Source organism: Streptomyces sp. NPDC002787 (assembly GCF_053592095.1).
Map to the genome: position 1 here is coordinate 40,391 of NZ_JBSFVC010000024.1, position 19,866 is coordinate 60,256.

General features: G+C 70.8%; 16 protein-coding genes, 1 pseudogene and 1 riboswitch. Of the genes and pseudogenes, 7 read left to right on the forward strand and 10 right to left on the reverse strand.

Annotated elements, in window-relative coordinates; genetic code table 11:
* Position 1 precedes the first annotated feature (1 nt).
* Together ACWD26_RS30330 and ACWD26_RS30335 are read left to right on the forward strand one after the other, a co-directional pair.
* On the forward strand, positions 2–466 hold the full coding sequence (locus ACWD26_RS30330) for a cupin domain-containing protein (protein ID WP_451275146.1): 465 nt from the start codon (positions 2–4) through the stop codon (positions 464–466).
* On the forward strand, positions 463–1,722 hold the full coding sequence (locus ACWD26_RS30335; protein ID WP_451275147.1) for a class I SAM-dependent methyltransferase: 1,260 nt from the start codon (positions 463–465) through the stop codon (positions 1,720–1,722). Before ACWD26_RS30330 ends, ACWD26_RS30335 begins: the two co-directional genes overlap by 4 nt.
* A gap of 93 nt (positions 1,723–1,815) precedes the next feature.
* On the opposite strand, the gene ACWD26_RS30340 is transcribed toward ACWD26_RS30335, so the two are convergent.
* The 4 genes from ACWD26_RS30340 to ACWD26_RS30355 form a co-directional block, all read right to left on the reverse strand.
* Positions 1,816–2,466 carry a thymidine kinase gene (locus tag ACWD26_RS30340; protein WP_451275148.1) on the reverse strand — a complete coding sequence of 217 codons (651 nt, stop codon included), beginning with the start codon at positions 2,464–2,466 and terminating at the stop codon, positions 1,816–1,818.
* Positions 2,467–2,526: 60 nt separating this feature from the next.
* Positions 2,527–3,714 carry an alkaline phosphatase family protein gene (locus ACWD26_RS30345; protein ID WP_451275149.1) on the reverse strand — a complete coding sequence of 396 codons (1,188 nt, stop codon included), beginning with the start codon at positions 3,712–3,714 and terminating at the stop codon, positions 2,527–2,529.
* Complete coding sequence (locus ACWD26_RS30350; RefSeq protein WP_451275150.1) at positions 3,714–4,301, reverse strand: DUF5998 family protein; 588 nt, start codon at positions 4,299–4,301, stop codon at positions 3,714–3,716. The genes ACWD26_RS30345 and ACWD26_RS30350 overlap by 1 nt, the downstream gene beginning before the upstream one ends.
* Positions 4,302–4,444: 143 nt before the next feature.
* Positions 4,445–7,288 carry a bifunctional acetate--CoA ligase family protein/GNAT family N-acetyltransferase gene (locus ACWD26_RS30355; RefSeq protein ID WP_451275151.1) on the reverse strand — a complete coding sequence of 948 codons (2,844 nt, stop codon included), beginning with the start codon at positions 7,286–7,288 and terminating at the stop codon, positions 4,445–4,447.
* A 191-nt stretch (positions 7,289–7,479) separates the two neighbouring features.
* On the opposite strand from ACWD26_RS30355, the gene ACWD26_RS30360 reads away from it, so the two are divergent.
* The gene (locus tag ACWD26_RS30360) at positions 7,480–7,761 is read left to right on the forward strand and encodes an HPr family phosphocarrier protein (RefSeq protein WP_451275152.1); all 282 of its coding nucleotides are present in this window, start codon (positions 7,480–7,482) and stop codon (positions 7,759–7,761) included.
* A gap of 158 nt (positions 7,762–7,919) precedes the next feature.
* Here the strand turns inward: ACWD26_RS30360 and ACWD26_RS30365 are convergent, their stop codons facing one another.
* The 4 genes from ACWD26_RS30365 to ACWD26_RS30380 all read right to left on the reverse strand — a co-directional run bounded on the left by ACWD26_RS30365 (position 7,920) and on the right by ACWD26_RS30380 (position 12,770).
* Entirely contained in the window at positions 7,920–8,621 is a 702-nt protein-coding gene (locus tag ACWD26_RS30365) for a GntR family transcriptional regulator (protein WP_451275153.1), read from the reverse strand.
* Positions 8,622–8,832: 211 nt separating this feature from the next.
* Positions 8,833–9,621 carry a M23 family metallopeptidase gene (locus tag ACWD26_RS30370; protein WP_451275154.1) on the reverse strand — a complete coding sequence of 263 codons (789 nt, stop codon included), beginning with the start codon at positions 9,619–9,621 and terminating at the stop codon, positions 8,833–8,835.
* 12 nt (positions 9,622–9,633) lie between these two features.
* Positions 9,634–9,808, reverse strand: a riboswitch (cyclic di-AMP (ydaO/yuaA leader).
* A 203-nt stretch (positions 9,809–10,011) separates the two neighbouring features.
* Positions 10,012–11,400, reverse strand: coding sequence for a M16 family metallopeptidase (locus tag ACWD26_RS30375; RefSeq protein ID WP_451275155.1), 1,389 nt, complete (start codon positions 11,398–11,400; stop codon positions 10,012–10,014).
* A complete protein-coding gene (locus tag ACWD26_RS30380; protein WP_451275229.1) occupies positions 11,397–12,770 on the reverse strand; it encodes a M16 family metallopeptidase in 1,374 nt (457 codons plus the stop codon). The genes ACWD26_RS30375 and ACWD26_RS30380 overlap by 4 nt, the downstream gene beginning before the upstream one ends.
* A gap of 347 nt (positions 12,771–13,117) precedes the next feature.
* Between ACWD26_RS30380 and ACWD26_RS30385 the strand changes: the two genes are divergently transcribed.
* The gene (locus ACWD26_RS30385) at positions 13,118–15,574 is read left to right on the forward strand and encodes a DNA gyrase/topoisomerase IV subunit A (protein WP_451275156.1); all 2,457 of its coding nucleotides are present in this window, start codon (positions 13,118–13,120) and stop codon (positions 15,572–15,574) included.
* A gap of 10 nt (positions 15,575–15,584) precedes the next feature.
* On the opposite strand, the gene ACWD26_RS30390 is transcribed toward ACWD26_RS30385, so the two are convergent.
* A complete protein-coding gene (locus ACWD26_RS30390; protein ID WP_451275157.1) occupies positions 15,585–16,673 on the reverse strand; it encodes a CobW family GTP-binding protein in 1,089 nt (362 codons plus the stop codon).
* A 437-nt stretch (positions 16,674–17,110) separates the two neighbouring features.
* Here ACWD26_RS30390 and ACWD26_RS30395 point away from each other — a divergent pair, with 437 nt between their 5' ends.
* Both ACWD26_RS30395 and ACWD26_RS30400 read left to right on the forward strand, forming a co-directional pair.
* Positions 17,111–17,626, forward strand: a complete 516-nt coding sequence (locus ACWD26_RS30395; RefSeq protein WP_451275158.1) for a DUF6082 family protein — start codon at positions 17,111–17,113, stop codon at positions 17,624–17,626.
* A gap of 259 nt (positions 17,627–17,885) precedes the next feature.
* A complete protein-coding gene (locus ACWD26_RS30400; protein ID WP_451275159.1) occupies positions 17,886–18,122 on the forward strand; it encodes a hypothetical protein in 237 nt (78 codons plus the stop codon).
* 93 nt (positions 18,123–18,215) lie between these two features.
* On the opposite strand, the pseudogene ACWD26_RS30405 reads toward ACWD26_RS30400, so the two are convergent.
* A pseudogene (locus ACWD26_RS30405) lies at positions 18,216–18,589 on the reverse strand (citrate/2-methylcitrate synthase); the annotation flags it as partial.
* 130 nt (positions 18,590–18,719) lie between these two features.
* Between ACWD26_RS30405 and ACWD26_RS30410 the strand changes: the two are divergent.
* Entirely contained in the window at positions 18,720–19,658 is a 939-nt protein-coding gene (locus ACWD26_RS30410; RefSeq protein WP_451275160.1) for a sucrase ferredoxin, read from the forward strand.
* Positions 19,659–19,866: the final 208 nt, after the last annotated feature.

Below are 19,866 nucleotides of genomic sequence, written 5' to 3' on the forward strand. Positions count from 1 at the left end.
GTTGTCCAGCCAGCACCCCACCGATTCCGACGCCCGGCAGATCATCCCTCCGGAGGCCGTGCACGCCGACCTCCGCGGCCGGATCACCGCGCTGCCCCACTTCGACACGGCCGGAACGATGGTCATCGAGTCGGAGACCGGTGCCGTACGCGGCAACCACTACCACCTCAACGAGAGCCACCTCATGTATGTGGTGTCCGGCCGCATGATCTACATCGAGGAGGACGCCGACCACAGGATCTCGGTGGCCGAGGTCGGCCCCGGCGAGTCGGTGATCAGCCCCAAGGGCGTCCCGCACACCACCGTCTTCCCGGAGCACACCGTCTTCGTGGCGCTCTCGGACTGGGACCGCCGCGGCCGGCGCTACGAGGACGAGATCGTCCGCGTCGCCCCCCTGGAGGAACGCCCCGAGGTCGCCCCCTACTTGAAGGGCATCGGCGAACTGCACAGCCGGAGGGACGGATGATCACCTACCCGTCAACCGCCGTCGCGGCCACCGGAGCCTGCCTGCTGTGCCACTCGAAGGCACTGGAGGGAGTCCTGGAACTGCGTCCCACCCCGCCGGCCAACGCCCTCGCGCCCACCGCGGACGAGGCGCGGCGTGGCACGAGATTCCCGCTGCGGCTGGTGCGCTGCGGCGCCTGCACCCATGTGCAGCTCGCCGAACTGGTGGACCGGGACCTCCTCTTCCGCGACTACAAGTACGCGACCGGCGCCGCACCCGGTCTGTTGCGGCACTACGGGGCGCTCGCCCACAAGCTCACCGTCCGACACGGGCTGGCGCCCGGGGCGACGGTGGTCGAGGTCGGCTCCAATGACGGCACGCTGTTGCGCGAGTTCGCCGCCGCGGGTATGCGGGTGCTCGGCGTCGACCCGGCCGTCGACCTGGCCCGTCACGCCGAGGAGTCCGGCGTCCCCACCCATGCCACGCACTTCGACGACTCGGTCGCCGAGAAGATCCTCGCCGAACAGGGCCCGGCGGACCTGGTCCTGGCCAACAACGTGCTGGCGCACGTGGGCGACCTGGCCGGCACGCTGCGGGGCATCCGCCGACTCCTGAAACCGACGGCACACGCCGTGGTGGAGGCGGCGCACCTGCTCCCCATGGCCGTCGCCGGCATGTACGAATTCATCTACCACGAGCACATGTCGTACTTCTCCCTGCACGCGCTGCGGATCGCGGCGCAACGCCACGACCTGAGCGTCGTCGACGTCGAGGAGGTCCCCACCCAGGGTGGTTCCATCCGCTGCTGGCTGCGCCCGGCCGACACCGTGCGGCCCGCCGACGTCTCCCCCGCGGTCACGGACCTGCTCCACCGGGAGGAGGCCGCGGGCCTGACCGATGGCACCCTGTTGCACGACTTCGCCGCACGAACCCGGCGGATCAACACCGGCCTGCACGACGTCATCCACGGTCTGCGGGCACGCGGCAAGCGCCTGTCCGGCTACGGTGCCTCGGCCCGTGCGGTCACGTTGATGGCCCAGGCCGGCATCGACGACGCCATCGACCGCATCGTCGACGACAACCCTCGCAAGCACGGCTTCCATGTCCCGGGCTCCGGCATCCCGGTCCTGCCCACCGACACCCTCGACCGGGCGCGCACGGACTACTGCGTGCTCTTCGCCTGGAACTTCCGGGACGACATCACCGCCGGCCTGACCGACTTCGTCCGGGCGGGCGGCATGTTCGTCGTCCCCTTCCCCCAGTTGACCGTCGAGTGAGTTCCCCCGTCATCTCAGCGCCCGGACAGGCGGGGACGGAGCGGCCCTGCGGACCACGGCACGGTGAACCAGGACCTCTTCGGCCGGCGACGCTCAGGCAGGGGCGACCGGCAGGACATCCGGCGAGAGCGCGCCGGCGTGGGCGGAAGCGCTCGTCATGCGGCGCCGATGGTGCCGCCGGCACAACACCTCGTAGCCGACTTCCGCGGCGAGACCGTTCACGTCACCGACAACGACCTGCTCACCTTCCACCACCATCTCGCCATCCACCGTGCGGGCATTGTGCGTGGCACGCGCCCCACACCAGCACATCGCCTCCACCTGCAGCGTCTCGATCCGGTCCGCCAGCTCGATCAGCCGCCGCGAGCCCGGGAAGAGCTTCGTGCGGAAGTCGGTGGTGATACCGAAGGCGAAGACATCAAGATTCAGGTCGTCCACGACCCGCGCCAACTGATCGATCTGCTCCGGCGCCAGGAACTGCGCCTCGTCCACGATCAAGTAGTCGACCTTGCCGCCCTGAGAGACCCGGTCGACGACATAGGCATACAGATCCATCCCCGGCACCGCCTCGACCGCGTTTGTCACCAGACCGAGCCGTGAAGAGAGCTTGCCCTCCCCCGCACGGTCGTCCCGAGTGAAGATCAGTCCCTGCAGTCCCCTCGCCGACCGATTGTGCGCGAACTGGAGGGCCAGCGTCGACTTCCCGCAGTCCATGGTTCCGGAGAAGAACACCAGCTCGGGCATGGTGAGTTGAACACCTTTCGGCGAGGAGGGCGAGGGGGCGACGGGACCGGCTGGCGGACCTCAGGAGCGTACTTGGAGGAGGGGAACGAGCTGTTCCACCGGGGTCATCGAGCCGTGGTTGCCGACCATCGCGGACTCCTTGGGCTCACGCTCGGAGGCGATGATCAGGACGTCGTCGCGCGCCGCCGCGACCACGTCGCCGATGCGGGCGTACACACGGTCGTCGATTCGGGGGCCGAACCAGCCCGCCGCGATCGCCTCGTCACGGGAGGCGATCCAGAACTGCTCGCCGAGCACCTCGCGCCAGCAGGTCAGGACGTCCGACTCGGCACCCCGCACCGCGTAGACATGGCGGGCGCGGCCCTCGCCGCCCAGGAGGGCGACCCCGGCGCGCAGTTCCCAGTCCTCGTCGAAGTCGATGCGGTGCTGCTCGTCGAACGGGATGTCGATCATGCCGTGGTCGGCCGTCACGTACAGGGCGGTGCGCGGCGGGAGTTGCTCCGCCAGGCGCTGCACCAGCCGGTCGACGTGCATCAGCTGGCCGCGCCAGGCGTCCGAGTCGACGCCGTAGCGGTGGCCGGCGCCGTCCAGCTCGGAGTAGTACGTGTAGATCAACGAGCGGTCACCCACGGCCAGTTGCTCGGCGGCCACGTCCATGCGGTCCTCGCCGGAGAGGCGGCCGTGGAAGGTGCCGCCGCTCAGCGCGACCTGGGTGAGGGGGGTGCTCTGGAAGGCCGGAGAGGTGACCTGGGCGGTATGCACACCCGCCGCGTCGGCGAGCTGGAAGAGCGTGGGGTACGGCTGCCACTCGCGCGGGGACGTCCAGGGCTGCCAGCGGAGCTGGTTCATCAGCTCCTGGGTCTCGGGGTTGCGCACCGTGTAGCCGGGCAGCCCGTGCGCGCCCGGGGGCAGGCCGGTGCCGACGGAGGCGAGGGAGGTCGCGGTGGTGGCGGGGTAGCCCGCGGTGAGGGGGCGGCCGGTACCGCCGCGCGAGGACTCCAGCAGCGCGGTCATGAAGGGCGCCTCGTCCGGATGCGCCTTCAGTTGCTCCCAGCCCAGGCCGTCGATCAGGAACACGCAGTTCCGGTCGGCCGCCGTCAGTTCCTGTATGACGGCAGTCGTACCGGGGACTCCCATGCCCGACGCCAGGGTGGGCAGGAGGTCGGCGAGCGAGCCCGCGCCGTACTCGGGCACGGGTGCGGAGCCGACGGCGAGGGGCTCCGGGTGGTCCCAGGTGGGCAGTGCCATCAGCGGGCGGGGTCCGCGGTCGCCTCGGAGAGGGACTGGGCGAAGGCGAGGGCCTGGCGCACGGTCTCGGGGCCGTCCCCGGCCTCGCTGACGCGCAGGCTGAGGTCGTCCGCCGTCGAGTTGCCCGTGTATCCGTGGTCCGCCTCGCAGTTGGGGTCGCCGCAGGCGGCGGGCTCCAGGTCGATGCGGGAGACGGCGCCCCAGCCGATGGTCAGTACGACCTCGCGGGGCAGGGTGCCCGGTGTGTACGACTCGGGGTTGGCGACGACCCGGCTGACGACGACCGACGAGATCCGGCCGAGCTTCACCGACTCGGTGGACGTCGTGGCGTACGGCGTCGGCGAGGTGGTGTCCGCGGCCTGCTCGTCGGTGTGGCTCACGATGAAGCGGTTGGCCGTGAGGACGAGGACGGTGACGTGCCGCCGGACCTCGTTCGCGTCGAACGTCGTCTCCTGATGGACCAGGTACGACTTGATGGCCTCGCCGCCGACAGCGGCCTCCACCGCCTCGGCCACGAGGGCCGGGTAGTAGCCGCTGCGCTCGATCGCCGCACGCAGCCCCTGGGTCGTCGTACTGGTCTTGGCCATGACGTCCATCCTACGGTGGCGCACTGACTGCGAGGGACCGCTCTGCCGTCTCCGTTCTGTCGTGGACGGATCAATGCACGGGCCCGCGCGCCGTGCGTACGCCACCCGCGCGCCGCCGTCGGTCCATCGGGAGCGGCGTTTCCTCAGTACACCGGAAGCGTTCGCGGGCCGAGGTCGTCGCGGGCGGGCGGGCGCGCGAGCCGTACGGTCGCGCCGAGCACGCTCAGGCCGTGCGGGGCGACGACGACGGGCTCCAGGGAGACCGCCACGACCTCCGGGTGGTCGTCGACCAGGCGGGAGACCCGCAGCAGCAGCTCCTCCAGCGCCTCCACGTCGACGGGGGCGGAGCCCCGCCAGCCGAAGAGGAGCGGTGCCGTCCGGATCGACCGGACCAGCGAGGCCGCGTCCCGTTCGGTGACCGGAATCAGGCGGTGCGCCATGTCACCGAGCAGCTGCGACGCGGGGCCGGCCAGCCCGAAGGAGAGCACCGCACCGGCCGCCGGGTCGACCACGGTCCGGACGATCGTGTCCACTCCGCGCGGGGCCATGCCCTGCACGACCGGCCGCAGCTCCTCCGGCCTTCCGAACAACTCCGTCAACTCCGTGTAGGCCCGCCGCAGTTGCTCCTCGTCGGCCAGGTCGAGCCGTACGCCGCCCAGGTCGGCGCGGTGCCGCAGGTGGGGAGCGGTCGTCTTGAGCGCCACCGGGTAGCCGATGGTCCGCGCGGCCGCCACGGCCTCGTCGGGTGTGGGCGCGGGCCGCGCCTCCCGCACGCGGATGCCGTACCGCGCGAGCAGCGCGACCGTCTCCTCCGGCCCGAGGGTGAGCCCCTCGCCCCTGGCCAGCAGCGCGTCGATCTGCTCGGCCGCACCCTTCTCGTCGATGTCCTCGTACTCGGGCACCCGCCCCGGCTCCGCCGCCTCCCGCCGCCACTGCGCGTAGTGCACGGCTTCGGAGAGCGCGCGGACGGCCCGCTCGGCGGCGGGGTAGGCGGGGATGAGGTGCGCCTCGGAAGGGGCGGCCCGCGAAGGCTCCTCCACCGCGGCGGAGGGTCGCTCCGCGGGAGGGAGGGGCTGGGCGCCACCGACAGGGCCGGGCGCCTTGTCACCGGCCTGTGGTGCCGTACTGGCCGCAGCGGACAGCGCCTCCGCCAGACCACCCAGCTCGACGTGCACGACCAGCACCGGCTTCGAAGGGTTCGCGGCCGTCGCGGACCGCAAGGCCTCCGCCAGGGCCGCGTCGCCCGGCGACGCCTCTCCCAGCGCCGGTATCGCCGTCACCACCACCGCGTCGCACAAGTCGTCGGCCAGGGCCCGCGACAGCGCCGCGTAGAAGTCCCGCGCCGAGGCTCCGGTGGTCAGGTCCAGCGGGGGCAGCGGCCGCAACCCCTCGGAGAGACACGCGTCGTAGGTGAGCAACCCCAACGACTCGGAGTTCCCCAGGATCGCCACCCGCGGCCCCGCCGGCAGCGGCTGCCGGGCCAGCAGCAGCCCCGCGTCGACCAGTTCCGTGATCGTGTCGACCCTGATCACCCCGGCCTGCCGCAGCAGCGCGGAGACGGTGGTGTGGGGCAGCCGGGTGGCGCGTACGGCATGGCCCTGGGGCGCGGAACCATGGCGCGCCCCCTGCACCACCACGAGCGGCTTGACGGCCGCCGTGCGCCGGGCGAGGCGGGTGAACTTGCGCGGGTTGCCGATGGACTCCAGGTACATCAGCACGACATCGGTGTCGGGGTCCTCGTACCAGTACTGGAGGACGTCGTTCCCGGAGACGTCCGCGCGGTTCCCGGACGACACGAAGGTCGAGACGCCCGTAACCCCGGTGACCCCTCCCCCGCGCCGGTGCAGCCGGGACAGCAGGGCGATCCCGATGGCACCGGACTGGGCGAAGAGGCCGATGCGCCCGGAGCGCGGGGTCTCGGGGGCGAGCGAGGCGTTGAGCCGTACGTCGGGGGCGGTGTTGATGATCCCGAAGGCGTTCGGCCCGATGATGCGCATGCCGTACGTGCGCGCCTGGCGCACCAGTTCACGCTGGCGCGCGCGCCCGTCGGGGCCGCTCTCGGCGTACCCGGCGGAGACGACCACGAGCCCCTGGACGCCGCGCTCGCCGCATTCGGCGACGACCTCGGGGACGTAGGCGGCCGGGACGGCGACGACCGCGAGGTCGACGGGGCCCCCGATGTCGGCGACGGACCGGTGGGCGGGCACCCCGTCGAGTTCCTTCTCGTCCTCCCCGAGGGCCTTGTTCACCGCGTACAGCCGTCCGGTGAACCCCGCGTCCCGGAGGTTGGCGAGCACGCTGCGGCCGACTCCGCCGGGCGTGCGCCCCGCGCCGACGACGGCGACCGAGCCGGGGGCGAGCAGCCGCTGGACGGACCTGGCCTCGGCGCGCTGCTCCCGCGCGCGCTGCACGGCGAGGGAGCGGTCGGTGGGCTCCAGGTCGAACTCCAGGCGGACGACGCCGTCCTCGAAGCTGCGCTTCTGCTGGTACCCCGCGTCGGTGAACACCTTGATCATCTTGGTGTTGGCCGGCAGCACCTCGGCGGCGAAGCGTCTGATGCCGCGTTCCCGCGCGACGGCGGCGATGTGCTCGAGGAGGGCGGAGGCGACGCCCCGGCCCTGGTGCGCGTCCTGGACGAGGAAGGCGACCTCGGCCTCGTCCGCCGGGGCGGACGCGGGCGTTCCGTCGGCGTCGATGCGGTCGTAGCGTACGGTGGCGATGAACTCGCCGCCGACGGTGGCGGCGAGCCCCACCCGATCCACGAAGTCGTGGTGCGTGAAGCGGTGGACGTCCTTGGCGGACAGGCGAGGGTACGGCGCGAAGAAGCGGTAGTACTTCGACTCGTCCGAGACCTGCTCGTAGAAGCTGACGAGACGCTCGGCGTCATCAACGGTGATGGGCCTGATGCGTGCGGTGCCGCCGTCGCGCAGCACCACGTCGGCCTCCCAGTGGGCGGGGTACTCGTGCCGGTCCGACGAGGTCTGCATGGGCCCCAGAGTACGGCTCGCGTCCGACAACGGCGCGAGGCAGTCTGGGGAAGCACAACAGAAGCACGACAGCCGGTTCGCGGTCAGGCCGTGGGCCCCGTTCCGGCCCGCTTCACCATATGGGAAACTGGTCTAGACAACCCGGTCTAGACCTCTTCGAGGTACCAGAGAAACCTGAAGGGCAGCATCACATGGCTGAGCGCCGCGTCAACGTCGGCTGGGCCGAGGGCCTCCACGCCCGCCCCGCATCCATCTTCGTCCGGGCCACCACGGCCTCCGGTATCCCCGTGACGATCGCCAAGGCCGACGGGAACCCCGTCAACGCGGCCTCCATGCTGGCGGTTCTGGGCCTCGGCGCCCAGGGCGGCGAGGAGATCGTGCTCGCCTCCGACGCCGAGGGCGCGGACATCGCGCTGGACCGTCTGGCCAAGCTCGTGGCGGAGGGGCTCGAAGAGCTCCCCGAGACGGTCTGAATGACCCGCTAGAGAAAGCGGAAAAGGCCTGAAAGGCCACCCGCACACACGTCGAAGGGCTCGTCCGATTTATCGGGCGGGCCCTTCGCATTTCCGTTCTGCGGGCAGCAGGAAAAATGCCCCTCGAAATTCCGCTCTCTTTGTATACGGCTCCCGTGTTAATGCCGCAGGCTTGGCATGTTTACAGGGTGTTGCGAAGTCCTCACACGATCCGGCCGCTCCGCCCCGCCGGCGGCGGGAAAGCGGAGCCGGTGCGCGGCGGTCGCGCGCTCGGTGTGCAGGGAGGTGATCGTTCGCGCCCGCTCGCTGTCGCCACGCGCGACGGCGTCCACGATGCCGCCGTGCTCCGCCCAGGACTCCACGGGGTCGGCCGACGCCTCGACCGCGTACATCCAGGCGATCTTGTGCCGCAGCTGGGCGAGTGTCGAGGTCAGCGCGGGGCTGCCGGACGCCTGTGCGAGCGTCTCGTGGAACCAGCCGCCCAGGGAGCGCAGATCCTCGCTGTTGCCCCGCCTGGCCCGCTCCTGGCCCAGCCTGACCAGGCCGCGCAGCACCTTGAGGTGTGCCTCCGTACGGCGCTGGGCGGCGCGGGCGGCGCCCAGCGGCTCCAGCAGCATGCGCATCTCCAGCAGGTCGGCGGCCTCCTGCTCGGTCGGCTCGGCGACGCACGCGCCCGCGTGCCGACGGGTCACCACGAACCCTTCCGCCTCCAGCGTGCGCAGCGCCTCACGCACGGGGACCCGGCTGACGCCGTACCGGCGCGCGAGCAGTTCCTCGGTGAGGCGGCTGCCGCGCTCGTAGACACCCGCGACGATGTCGTCGCGGATAGCCGTGCATACCGAGTGCGCCGGAATACGCATGACCGACCTCCGCCTTAATCCCCGTGAAACGTCGATGATTGACGTGTGTTCCAGTGACTCTATTGCAGCGAGCCGGAATTTCCGATGGCGGACCGGAATCCATGGATATTTTTTGGACAGGAGGTGTGTCACAACGGACAAGGAGTACGTCACAACGCGGAAAGCCCCGGCTCGGTGAGCCAGGGCCTTCCGGGAAGAGCTGAGCGAGGCGTCAGATGTTCACGCCGTGCGAGCGCAGGTACGCGGCGGGGTCGATGTCCGAGCCGTACTCGGCGGTCGTCCGGGCCTCGAAGTGCAGATGCGCGCCGGTGACGTTGCCGGTCGCCCCGGAGAGGCCTATCTGCTGGCCGGGGGTGACCGTCTGGCCGACGGAGACGCCGATGGACGACAGGTGGCCGTACTGCGTGTACGTGCCGTCGTTCATCTTGATGACGATGTTGTTGCCGTACGCGCCACCCCAGCCCGCCTCGACGACAGTGCCGGAGCCGACCGCGAGGACGGCGGTGCCGGAGGCCGCGTGGAAGTCGACGCCGGTGTGGCTGCCGGAGGACCAGACGGCGCCGCCGGCCTTGTAGCCGGTGGAGATGTACGAGCCGCTGATGGGCGCGACATAGGAGTTGAGGCGCTCGCGCTCGGCCGCACGGGCGGCGCGGGCCTTGATCTCCTCGCGCTCCTTGGCGGCGGCACGTTCCTGCTCGGCCTTCTCGGCGGCTGCCTTGCGGGCCTCCTCCTGCGCCTTCTTCTTGATCTCGGCGACCTCGGCGGCCTGCTGCTGGGCGGCGGCCTGGGCGTCGACCTGGTCGGCGACCGTGTCGCCGAGGGTGATGATCTGGTTGAGACCGGTCTGCTCGACGGCGGGCTCCTCCGCGGCGAGCGCGGGGGCTGCCAGGGTGCCGATGACACCGGTGGTGGTGAGAGCGGCGACGCCCACGTTCCTCGTGGTCGCGCGCTTCACACGGCCGGGACGGCGGTGCTTCCCGGGGGCGCGGGTGAACGCCATGAAGTGGCTGGTCCTTTCCTTCCCTCTCGCCTACCGGGTTAGCTGACGGGTTCGGAGCAGGAAGGTCTCCTACGGCTGCCCCCCGTTTCGCGTCGCTTCGCGAAGGGCACCCGATTCACCCCAGGGACTGCGGTGGGTCCCCGGCTCCCCTGGCTCGCGCCATGCGGGGACTCGGCGATGACTGTCCGGTGCCGCGGCTGCGGCGGACTGCTGACGAACAGCCGGACCGACGCTAAGGGCGCCGTCTTCGAAATAACAAACGGATCACGGGTTTTGAGGCGTACGCCACAGGGCAGACGTGCAACCTCCCCCATCAATAGGGACAAACGAGGGCCCTGGCGACTCTTCAGTCACCAGGGCCCCGGAGACGCGCGTCGTTCTGCCCGGTTTCTACTCGGCCGGTACGACGGTGACTTGGCCGATGCCGAGGGCCCTGACCGGCTCCTCGATCTGCGCGGCGTCGCCGACGAGGACGGTCACCAGACGGTCCACCGGGAAGGCGCTCACGGCGGCGGCCGTGGCCTCCACCGTGCCCGTGGCGGCGAGTTGGCGGTAGAGCGTCGACTGGTAGTCGTCCGGCAGGTACTGCTCGACCTGGTCGGCCAGCGTGCTCGCCACGGCGGCGGCCGTCTCGAACTTGAGGGGGGCGACCCCGACGAGGTTCTGCACGGCGACGTCGCGCTCGGCGTCGGTCAGACCCTCGGCGGCGAGGGTGCGCAGCACCGTCCACAGGTCGTCGAGCGCCGGTCCGGTGTTGGGTGTGTCCACGGAGCCGCTGATGGCGAGCATCGCGGTGCCCGAGCCGTCGGGTGCGGAGCGCAGCACCTGGCCGAACGCGCGCACGCCGTAGGTGTAGCCCTTCTCCTCGCGCAGGACGCGGTCCAGACGGGAGGTGAGGGTGCCGCCGAGGCAGTACGTGCCGAGCACCTGGGCCGGCCACACGCGGTCGTGCCGGTCGGCGCCCACCCGGCCGATGAGCAGTTGGGTCTGGACGGAGCCGGGGCGGTCCACGATGATCACCCGCCCGGTGTCGTCGGCGGTCACGGACGGCACCGGTCGCGGCTTGGCCGGGGAGCCGGTCCAGGCGCCCAGGGTCTCGCCGAGCACCGTGTCGAGGTCGACGCCGGTGAGGTCGCCGACGACCACGGCGGTGGCCGTCGCGGGGCGTACGTGCTTCTCGTAGAAGGCGCGTACGGCCGCGGAGTCGATGCCCTCGACGGTCTCCTCGGTGCCCTGGCGGGGGCGCGACATGCGCGAGTCGGCCGGGAACAGCTGCTTGGAGAGCTCCTTCGCGGCCCGGCGGCCCGGGTTGGCGGTCTCGTGGGGGATCTCGTCGAGCCGGTTGGCCACCAGCCGCTCGATCTCGCTGTCCTCGAACGCGGGGGCCCTGAGGGCGTCGGCGAGCAGGCCGAGCGCCTTCGCCAGCCGCGACACGGGCACTTCGAGGGAGAGCCGAACGCCGGGGTGGTCGGCGTGCGAGTCGAGGGTGGCGCCGCAGCGCTCCAGCTCGGCGGCGAACTCCTCGGCCGTGTGCTTGTCGGTGCCCTCGGAGAACGCCCTGGTCATGATGGTGGCCACACCGTCGAGACCGGCGGGCTCGGCGTCCAGGGGCGCGTCGAGGAGGACCTCGACGGCGACGACCTGCTGGCCGGGACGGTGGCAGCGCAGGACGGTCAGACCGTTGTCGAGGGTGGAGCGCTCGGGCGCCGGGAACGCCCAGGGCCTGGCCTCGCCGGCCTGGGGCTGCGGGTGGAAGTCCATGGTCGCGAGCTCGGTCACTTCGCCGACTCCTCGGTCTCGTCGGTGGTTTCGGCGGCCTGCGCCGCGGCTTCCTCTGTGTCGTCCTCCTCGCCGTCGACGGGCTCGTAGACGAGCACCGCGCGGTTGTCGGGCCTCAGACGCGCCTTGGCGATCTCCTGGACCTCCTCGGCGGTCACGTCGAGGACGCGGTCGACGGCGGTGAGGGCGAGCTTCGGGTCGCCGAACAGCACCGCGAACCGGCACAGTTCGTCGGCGCGGCCCGCGACCGTACCGAGCCGGTCCAGCCACTCGCGCTCCAACTGGGCCTGGGCGCGCTCCATCTCCTCCGCCGTGGGGCCCTCCGCGGCGAACCGGGCGAGCTCCTCGTCGACGGCGGCCTCGATGACGGGCACCTCGACGTCACCGGAGGTCTTCACGTCCATCCAGGCCATGGAGGGCGCGCCGGCCAGGCGCAGCAGACCGAAGCCGGCCGTCACGGCCGTACGGTCACGGCGGACGAGCCGGTTGTAGAGACGGGAGGACTCGCCTCCGCCGAGGATCGTGAGCGCCAGGTCGGCGGCGTCGCACGCGCGCGTGCCGTCCTCGGGCAGCCGGTAGGCGGCCATCAACGCGCGCGCGGGCACGTTCTCCTCGACGACCTCGCGCAGCTGCTCGCCGATGATGTCGGGGAGCGTGCCGTCACGCGGCTCGGGCTTGCCGTCGTACGCCGGGATGGAGCCGAAGTACTTCTCGACCCACGCGAGCGTCTGGTCCGGGTCGATGTCGCCGACGATCGAGAGGACGGCGTTGTTGGGCGCGTAGTAGGTGCGGAAGAACTGCTGGGCGTCCTCCAGGCTGGCCGCCGACAGGTCGTCCATCGAGCCGATGGGCGTGTGGCGGTAGGGGTGGCCCTCCGGGTAGGCCAGGCGGAAGATCTTCTCGAAGACGGTGCCGTAGGGCACGTTGTCGTACCGCTGGCGGCGCTCGTTCTTGACGACGTCCCGCTGGTTGTCCAGGTTCTTCTGGTCGAGCGCGATCAGCAGGCTGCCCATGCGGTCGGCCTCCAGCCACAGCGCGAGCTCCAGCTGGTGGGCGGGCATGGTCTCGAAGTAGTTGGTGCGCTCCCAGCTGGTCGTGCCGTTCAGCGAACCGCCGGCTCCCTGGACCAGCTCGAAGTGACCGTTGCCCGAGACCTGCTTCGAGCCCTGGAACATCAGGTGCTCGAAGAGGTGGGCGAGGCCCGTACGGCCCTCGACCTCGTGGCGTGAGCCGACGTCGTACCAGAGGCACACCGCCGCGACCGGGGTCAGGTGGTCCTCGGAGAGCACCACGCGCAGGCCGTTGTCCAGGCGGTGCTCCTTCACTGTCAGGCCTTCGGAGCCGGCCTCGGCTGTGGCCGTGTGACCCATGGGCATGTACGTCCCTTCGATGGCGAGAGCGGTCGGTGAAAACCGCTGTTGTCCTGCCGGTCCTGCCACTGTATGCAAGCGTGCGGACCCCCGGAGAAGTTCCCGGGCGCCGTACGCCGAGAGCGAGACCGTGGTCGCGGCCGCCGAGGGTTGGTTAAGGTCGGCGCACGCTGTTGACACGACGGCCCGGGAGGCCGGGCCGGGTGGTCGGCGCCGGGCCGTGTCAGGGTTGTCAGTGCGGCAGTCCACAATGGTCCGCGTCAGATCCCGTTCACATCTCGGTGAGAGTGAGCTGGAGACGTGAGCGCCCCGTAGGTGAGCGACCAGAAAAAGAGGAGCCGGCAGCGATGGCCCGCCGCAGCACGAAGACCCCGCCGCCCGACGACTCGTTCGAGGAGCGGATCCTCGACATCGACGTCGTCGACGAGATGCAGGGCTCCTTCCTGGAGTACGCGTACTCGGTCATCTACTCCCGAGCCCTGCCGGACGCCCGGGACGGCCTGAAGCCGGTGCACCGCCGGATCGTCTACCAGATGAACGAGATGGGCCTGCGTCCCGACCGCGGCTATGTGAAGTGCGCCCGGGTCGTCGGCGAGGTCATGGGTAAGTTGCACCCGCACGGCGACTCCTCGATCTACGACGCCCTGGTGCGCCTCGCCCAGCCCTTCTCCATGCGGCTCCCCCTGGTCGACGGCCACGGCAACTTCGGCTCGCTGGGCAACGACGACCCGCCGGCCGCCATGCGGTACACCGAGTGCCGGATGGCCGACGCGACGAGCCTGATGACGGAGTCGATCGACGAGAACACGGTCGACTTCGCGCCCAACTACGACGGCCAGGAGCAGGAGCCGGTGGCGCTGCCCGCCGCCTTCCCGAACCTGCTGGTCAACGGCGCGTCCGGCATCGCCGTCGGTATGGCCACCAACATGCCGCCGCACAACCTGAGCGAGGTCATCGCGGCCGCCCGCCACCTCATCAGGCACCCGAACGCCGACCTGGACACGCTGATGCGGCACGTCCCGGGCCCCGACCTGCCCACGGGCGGCCGGATCGTCGGTCTCTCCGGGATCAGGGACGCGTACGAGACGGGCCGCGGCACCTTCAAGATCCGCGCCACGGTGGCCGTGGAGAACGTGACGGCCCGCCGCAAGGGTCTGGTCGTCACCGAACTGCCGTTCACCGTCGGCCCGGAGAAGGTGATCGCCAAGATCAAGGACCTGGTCGGTTCGAAGAAGCTGCAGGGCATCGCCGACGTCAAGGACCTCACCGACCGCCAGCACGGTCTGCGTCTCGTCATCGAGATCAAGAACGGCTTCGTGCCCGAGGCCGTCCTGGAGCAGCTCTACAAGCTGACGCCGATGGAGGAGTCCTTCGGCATCAACAACGTGGCCCTGGTCGACGGCCAGCCCCTCACCCTGGGCCTCAAGGAGCTCCTGGAGGTCTACCTCGACCACCGCTTCGAGGTCGTCCGGCGCCGCTCGGAGTTCCGCCGCGGCAAGAAGCGCGACCGTCTCCACCTGGTCGAGGGTCTGCTCACCGCGCTGGTGGACATCGACGAGGTCATCCGGCTGATCCGCTCCAGCGAGAACTCCGCTCAGGCCAAGGAGCGCCTGATGGAGCGCTTCTCCCTGTCGGACATCCAGACGCAGTACATCCTCGACACCCCGCTGCGCCGCCTCACCAAGTTCGACCGCATCGAGCTGGAGTCCGAGAAGGACCGGCTCAACGCCGAGATCGCGGAGCTCACCCGGATCCTGGACTCGGACGCGGAGCTGCGCAAGCTGGTCTCCGGCGAACTGGCGGCGGTGGCCAAGAAGTTCGGCACCGAGCGCCGGACGGTGCTGCTGGAGTCCTCGGGCACGCAGGTGGCCACCGTTCCGCTGCAGGTGGCGGACGACCCGTGCCGGGTGCTGCTGTCCTCGACGGGCCTGCTGGCCCGTACGGCCAATGGCGAGCCCTTCACGGCGGGCGAGGACGCCAAGCGCACCAAGCACGACGTCATCGTCTCCGCCGTCCCGGCGACGGCCCGTGGCGAGGTGGGCGCGGTGACCTCCACGGGCCGCCTCCTGCGCCTGAACGTGATCGACCTGCCCCAGCTGCCCGACACGGCGACGGCCCCCAACCTCTCGGGCGGTGCCCCGCTCGCGGAGTTCCTCTCCCTCCAGGACGGCGAGACGGTCATCTGTCTGACGACGCTCGACGAGTCGTCGCCCGGACTGGCCATCGGCACCGAGCAGGGTGTCGTCAAGCGTGTGGTCCCCGACTACCCGTCCAACAAGGAGGAGCTGGAGGTCATCACGCTCAAGGAGGGCGACCGGATCGTCGGCGCCGTCGAGCTGCGCACCGGCGAGGAGGACCTGGTCTTCATCACGGACGACGCCCAGTTGCTGCGCTACCAGGCCTCGCAGGTCCGCCCGCAGGGCCGCCCGGCCGGTGGGATGGCCGGCATCAAGCTCACCGAGGGCGCGAAGGCCATCTCCTTCACGGCCGTGGACCCGGCGGCGGACGCGGTGGTGTTCACCGTCGCCGGTTCGCGCGGCACTCTGGACGACTCCGTCCAGACCACGGCGAAGGTCACCCCCTTCGACCAGTACCCGCGCAAGGGCCGCGCCACGGGGGGCGTGCGCTGCCAGCGGTTCCTCAGGGGCGAGGACTGCCTGTCCATCGCCTGGGCGGGCCCGGTCCCGGCCCGCGCCGCCCAGAAGAACGGCATGCCGGCCGACCTCCCGGAGATCGACCCGCGCCGCGACGGCTCGGGGGTGTCCCTGGGCAAGACGGTGTCGTCGGTGGCGGGGCCGGTGTGAGCGCGGGCCCTCACAGGTTGTCGTAGGAGGCCTCGGGTTCCTCGGCCGCCGCCTCCTGTACGTAGCGAAGGACGCCCCACATGCTGTGTTCGTCGGCGTGTGGGGCGTCGTCCTTGCACGCCTCCAGCTCCTTGTTCAGGGCGGGGGCGTCGATACCTGCCCCGATGAGCACGAGTTGGCTGAGCCGGGGTTGCTCGCCCTCCGGCCACGGCTCGGGATAGAACCGCAGGAACCGCCCGACGGCATGCACGGCGTAGCGGTTCCGGGGGTCGTGCGGCCCGAAGTCGACGTACCCCTTGATGCGGTAGAGGCCGTCGGCCCTCCCGTCCAGGAAGTCCATGAGCCGCCGGGGAGCGATCGGCACGTCGGAGACGAAGGCGACGCTGTCGTAGCCGGTGTGCAGATGCCCGATGTGGTCCTCCCCCTCCGCCTCGGCGTGCTCATGCCGATGGAGGTCGTCGAAGGAGAGCTGGCCGATGCGCTCCTCGGAGGGCCGGCAGTCGAAGAGGAACTCGGGATCGACGCGCCCGTAGGTGGCGGGCACGACGGCCGCACGGTCGCTGAGCGAGCGGACGAGCGAGAGCACGCCCTCGCCGTCCTCGGCCCGGTCGAGCTTGTTGACGACGACGAGGTCCGCGATGGCGAGATGCCGATCGATCTCGGGATGCCGCTGCCTGGTCTCGAGGAACTCGGCCGCGTCGACGACCTCGACCAGGCCGCCGTACACCACCCGGGGATTCTCGCTGGCCAGCACCATCCGCACGAGCTCCTGCGGCTCGGCGAGCCCGCTGGCCTCGATGACGATGACATCGATCCCGGCGGAGGGTTCGGCCAGCCGCTCCAGATAGACATCCAGCTCACTGACGTCGACGGCACAGCACAGGCATCCGTTGCCCAGCGAGACGGTCGAATCCCCGAGCGCCCCGGCCACGGCCATCGCGTCGATCTCGATCGCCCCGAAGTCATTGACGACAGCACCGATACGGCTGCCGCCGCTGCGATGGAGAAGATGATTGAGCAGGGTGGTCTTCCCGGAACCGAGGAACCCGGCGAGGACGACGACGGGGATCTGCCGCGGAGCGGCTGCGGCCCGAGGCATGGGGCACGCGGGCTCCCCCTGCGCATTCGGACGGGAACTCGGGGTCGGACCCGACGACTGGCTCAACACGCGCCCTCTCTCACACCGTTGCGTGCGCCGGCGCACGGCCGGCCACCGCACGAGGGCGGCTCATGGACCGGCTCTCACCGGAACGCCGCAGCTCTCGTACGTCCATGGAATGCCGCACCAGGATACGAGTGGGGGCGAGCGCCCCGTCGAGTGAACGATTGTTGGCGGCGCCCGAGGGGCACACGTTTGGCATGGCGCCCGTTCGCGCGACCCACGCATCCCTCCGTGCGCCTCCTCTCCGCCTCCCAGCCGACCGGCGCCGCTCGGCAACACTGGGAGACGGCAAGCGCCGCCCACCGCTCGCCGGTCCCACCCCTGTCGCCCCGAACCCGACGACCGGCGGACGGCTGCCTGAACCGGGGGTTGACATGGCCACACAGAACTTCGGGATACGGAGGCTTGGCTCGGCCGCAAGGCAGGGGCTCGCGTCAGCCGCCCACGCCCTGGCGGAGCGAAGCTCCCGACAGCGCAAGCGCGCCGCGCTCGCCGAGCAGCACCGGCTCCACTTCGACCTGCTGTGCAAGGCCATGGCCGACCCAGCCCTGGCCGCCGTGCTCGACACCTACGAGAGCGACATCCCACCGGAGCGGCAGCGCCAGTACCTCTTCGCCAACGCCCTCTACGTCAACGCACTGCACTTCCATCGCATCGGCGCGCTCAGTCTGGCGGAACTGTACGGACACCTGCGGGTGATGTCCCGCAACAAGATCTTCCGGGACTACTGGGCCGCCACCCGTCATCACCGGGAGAGCCTGCCGGACACATCCGACGAAGCGGTGCTGGGCGAGATGATGAACGGTCTGGTGGAGGACATGAACAACCTGGTCGAGGATCAGGAGGACAGTGAGGAGTGGTGGGTCATAGGGCAACCGCCGAGCGAGTGATTCACCCCCAAGTCCCTTCGTTCAACGAGACGTTCGGACGGCGCGACCGGTACTCTGCCCGCATCCTGCGCAGGAGGAACATCCTGCTCAGGTCATTGCATGTGCGGCGTAGGGCTGCAGATCCCCACCCGAGGCAGCAGCCCTTTCATGAGCATCCGTGGGCCCGCTCTTGAATTGACCGGACGCGAGACGGGCCATCAGCCCGCAGCGTTCCGCGCACATGTGGGTCCACCCCGCTCGATTGCCCTAGGAACCGGATTTGAAGATCGTGCGTCGAGTCGGCGCCTCGCCCAAGGAGCGCGGCAGCGCCACGGGCCAGACCTGCCCCGACATCTTCGAACTCAGCGACGGAAACTTCGCCGTCATCGGTACGGAAGCCACCACCACCCTCGACAGCGAACTGCCGCCCGACGCAGCGCGCGCGGACTACGAACGCATCGTCGTCATCAGCCGCGAAACCCTCATCCGCGCCAAGACGGACATCCCCGACGCCTGACCCCGCCAGGTGACGGTCCGGGGCATCGCCATGTCCCGGACCGTTTCCCTGCCGACTTCCCCGCACGGCCGACCACTGACTGCCCCGACATCCTCATCCCGCCGTCACCGCCTCCGGCGCCCCCGGCCCCACATACCGTGCCGCGGGGCGGATGATCTTCGAGTCCTCTGCCTGCTCCGGGGCGGCCGCGAAGGTGGGGGTGAACACCTCGCGTGGCAGACCGCAGAGTTCCATGACGACGCCCGCGTAGAACTCGACGTTGGTGTGCAGGGGCGCGTGCTCGGCGATGCCACGGAGCATGCGGGAGCGGGGCTCCTCGGTGCGGTAGACGGGGTGCCCGAAGCCGATGATGCGGTCGCCGGCGTGAACACGTTCGCGGATCCAGGGGGCGATGCGACCGGGGTCCCGATGGCGTCCAGGATGTCCAGGGCACGGCTCGGGGCGCCGCCGTGGAGGGGACCCGTCAGGTATTGCTCGATCGCCCGATCCACGCGCGCGCAGAGTCCGGGGCCCGAATGCGTGGCTTGTGGACCCGGCAGGGACCCCTTCGGCCCACCCGAAAGTCGTTCGCAGGGAAGTCAGGTTAGGCTCACCTCTGTGAGTACGTGCACATCCGCGTCCCGGCACCTCGACGAGCCTCTCGCGGGGACCGCCGCCACGGCGAGGACATGGCTGCTGCTGGAGCAGCCGGGCCCCTGGGGCGTCAAGGCGCTCACTTCGAGCCACCTGGACCCCGTGCTCGGCCGTGCCCTCGAAGCCGCGGCGGAGGGCACCGGCGTACGCGTGGCGCTCATCCGGCGTCCCGGCCGCCACGCGGACTGCCGAGAGGTCCGCGAGCGCCAGGTGTACGCGGCCCACACCGTGCCCGGAAACACCTGGCTGCACAGCGCGACGACGTCCGACCCCGAGCGGCTCCTCGACCTCGACTTCGCCGCCCTCGGCAGGGGCGACCATCACACCTTCGGAACGGTCCTGCGGGGTCGGCCCCACACCCGCGACCCCCTCGCGTTCGTCTGCACCAACGGCAAGCGCGACCGCTGCTGCGCCCTCCTCGGCCGACCGCTCGCCGCCGAGTTGGCCGCCTCCGGAGTCGAGGGCACCTGGGAGGTCACCCATCTGGGTGGCCACCGCTTCTCCCCCACCCTCCTCGTCCTGCCCTTCGGCTACGTGTACGGCCGCGCCGAGGCCCATCACGTCAAGGAGGTCCTGCACGGCGTACGGGAGGGACGCGTGGTCACCGAGGGGTGCCGTGGGAGCTCCGCCTGGGAGCGCCCCGGCCAGGCGGCCGAACTGGCGGTGCGTGCGGCCATCGGCGAAGCAGCCGCCGACGTGCTGGATGTGGTCGGCACGACGGGCAGGAGCCCGCGCTGGGAGGTGACCGTCGCGCACGCCGACGGTCGTCTCTGGAGCGTCACGGTCGCCCAGGGCGCCGCCGAGCCGCCCCGCCCGGAGAGCTGCGGATCGCCGCTGGGCTCCCCGGCCCGGATGGACGTCGTGGCCGTACGAGAACTCTCCCCGGCGGCAGTGACGGGCTGACGTCCCCCGAAAGCCACCCGAGCCCCCCAAGGTTCCGCGAAGGCCCCCAAAGGCCATCAGCGACCGCACCGGCCGCCCGGCCACCGGCTACCCCTGCTCCCCTGCTCCCCTGCTCTGGCCGCTTGGCCGCCCGGCCACCTCGCCGCGCAAACGCTTCGCACCTGAGATCCGCGCCACACCCCACTACGACCGGCCCACTCCCCCCACG

Bases quoted from the DNA above. Each gene is read 5' to 3' on its own strand.
- ACWD26_RS30335 (WP_451275147.1), top strand. From the start codon at position 463: ATGATCACCTACCCGTCAACCGCCGTCGCGGCCACCGGAGCCTGCCTG.
- ACWD26_RS30340 (WP_451275148.1), bottom strand. From the start codon at position 2,466: ATGCCCGAGCTGGTGTTCTTCTCCGGAACCATGGACTGCGGGAAGTCG.
- ACWD26_RS30345 (WP_451275149.1), bottom strand. From the start codon at position 3,714: ATGGCACTGCCCACCTGGGACCACCCGGAGCCCCTCGCCGTCGGCTCC.
- ACWD26_RS30350 (WP_451275150.1), bottom strand. From the start codon at position 4,301: ATGGCCAAGACCAGTACGACGACCCAGGGGCTGCGTGCGGCGATCGAG.
- ACWD26_RS30355 (WP_451275151.1), bottom strand. From the start codon at position 7,288: ATGCAGACCTCGTCGGACCGGCACGAGTACCCCGCCCACTGGGAGGCC.
- ACWD26_RS30360 (WP_451275152.1), top strand. From the start codon at position 7,480: ATGGCTGAGCGCCGCGTCAACGTCGGCTGGGCCGAGGGCCTCCACGCC.
- ACWD26_RS30365 (WP_451275153.1), bottom strand. From the start codon at position 8,621: ATGCGTATTCCGGCGCACTCGGTATGCACGGCTATCCGCGACGACATC.
- ACWD26_RS30370 (WP_451275154.1), bottom strand. From the start codon at position 9,621: ATGGCGTTCACCCGCGCCCCCGGGAAGCACCGCCGTCCCGGCCGTGTG.
- ACWD26_RS30380 (WP_451275229.1), bottom strand. From the start codon at position 12,770: ATGGGTCACACGGCCACAGCCGAGGCCGGCTCCGAAGGCCTGACAGTG.
- ACWD26_RS30385 (WP_451275156.1), top strand. From the start codon at position 13,118: ATGGCCCGCCGCAGCACGAAGACCCCGCCGCCCGACGACTCGTTCGAG.
- ACWD26_RS30390 (WP_451275157.1), bottom strand. From the start codon at position 16,673: ATGCCTCGGGCCGCAGCCGCTCCGCGGCAGATCCCCGTCGTCGTCCTC.
- ACWD26_RS30395 (WP_451275158.1), top strand. From the start codon at position 17,111: ATGGCCACACAGAACTTCGGGATACGGAGGCTTGGCTCGGCCGCAAGG.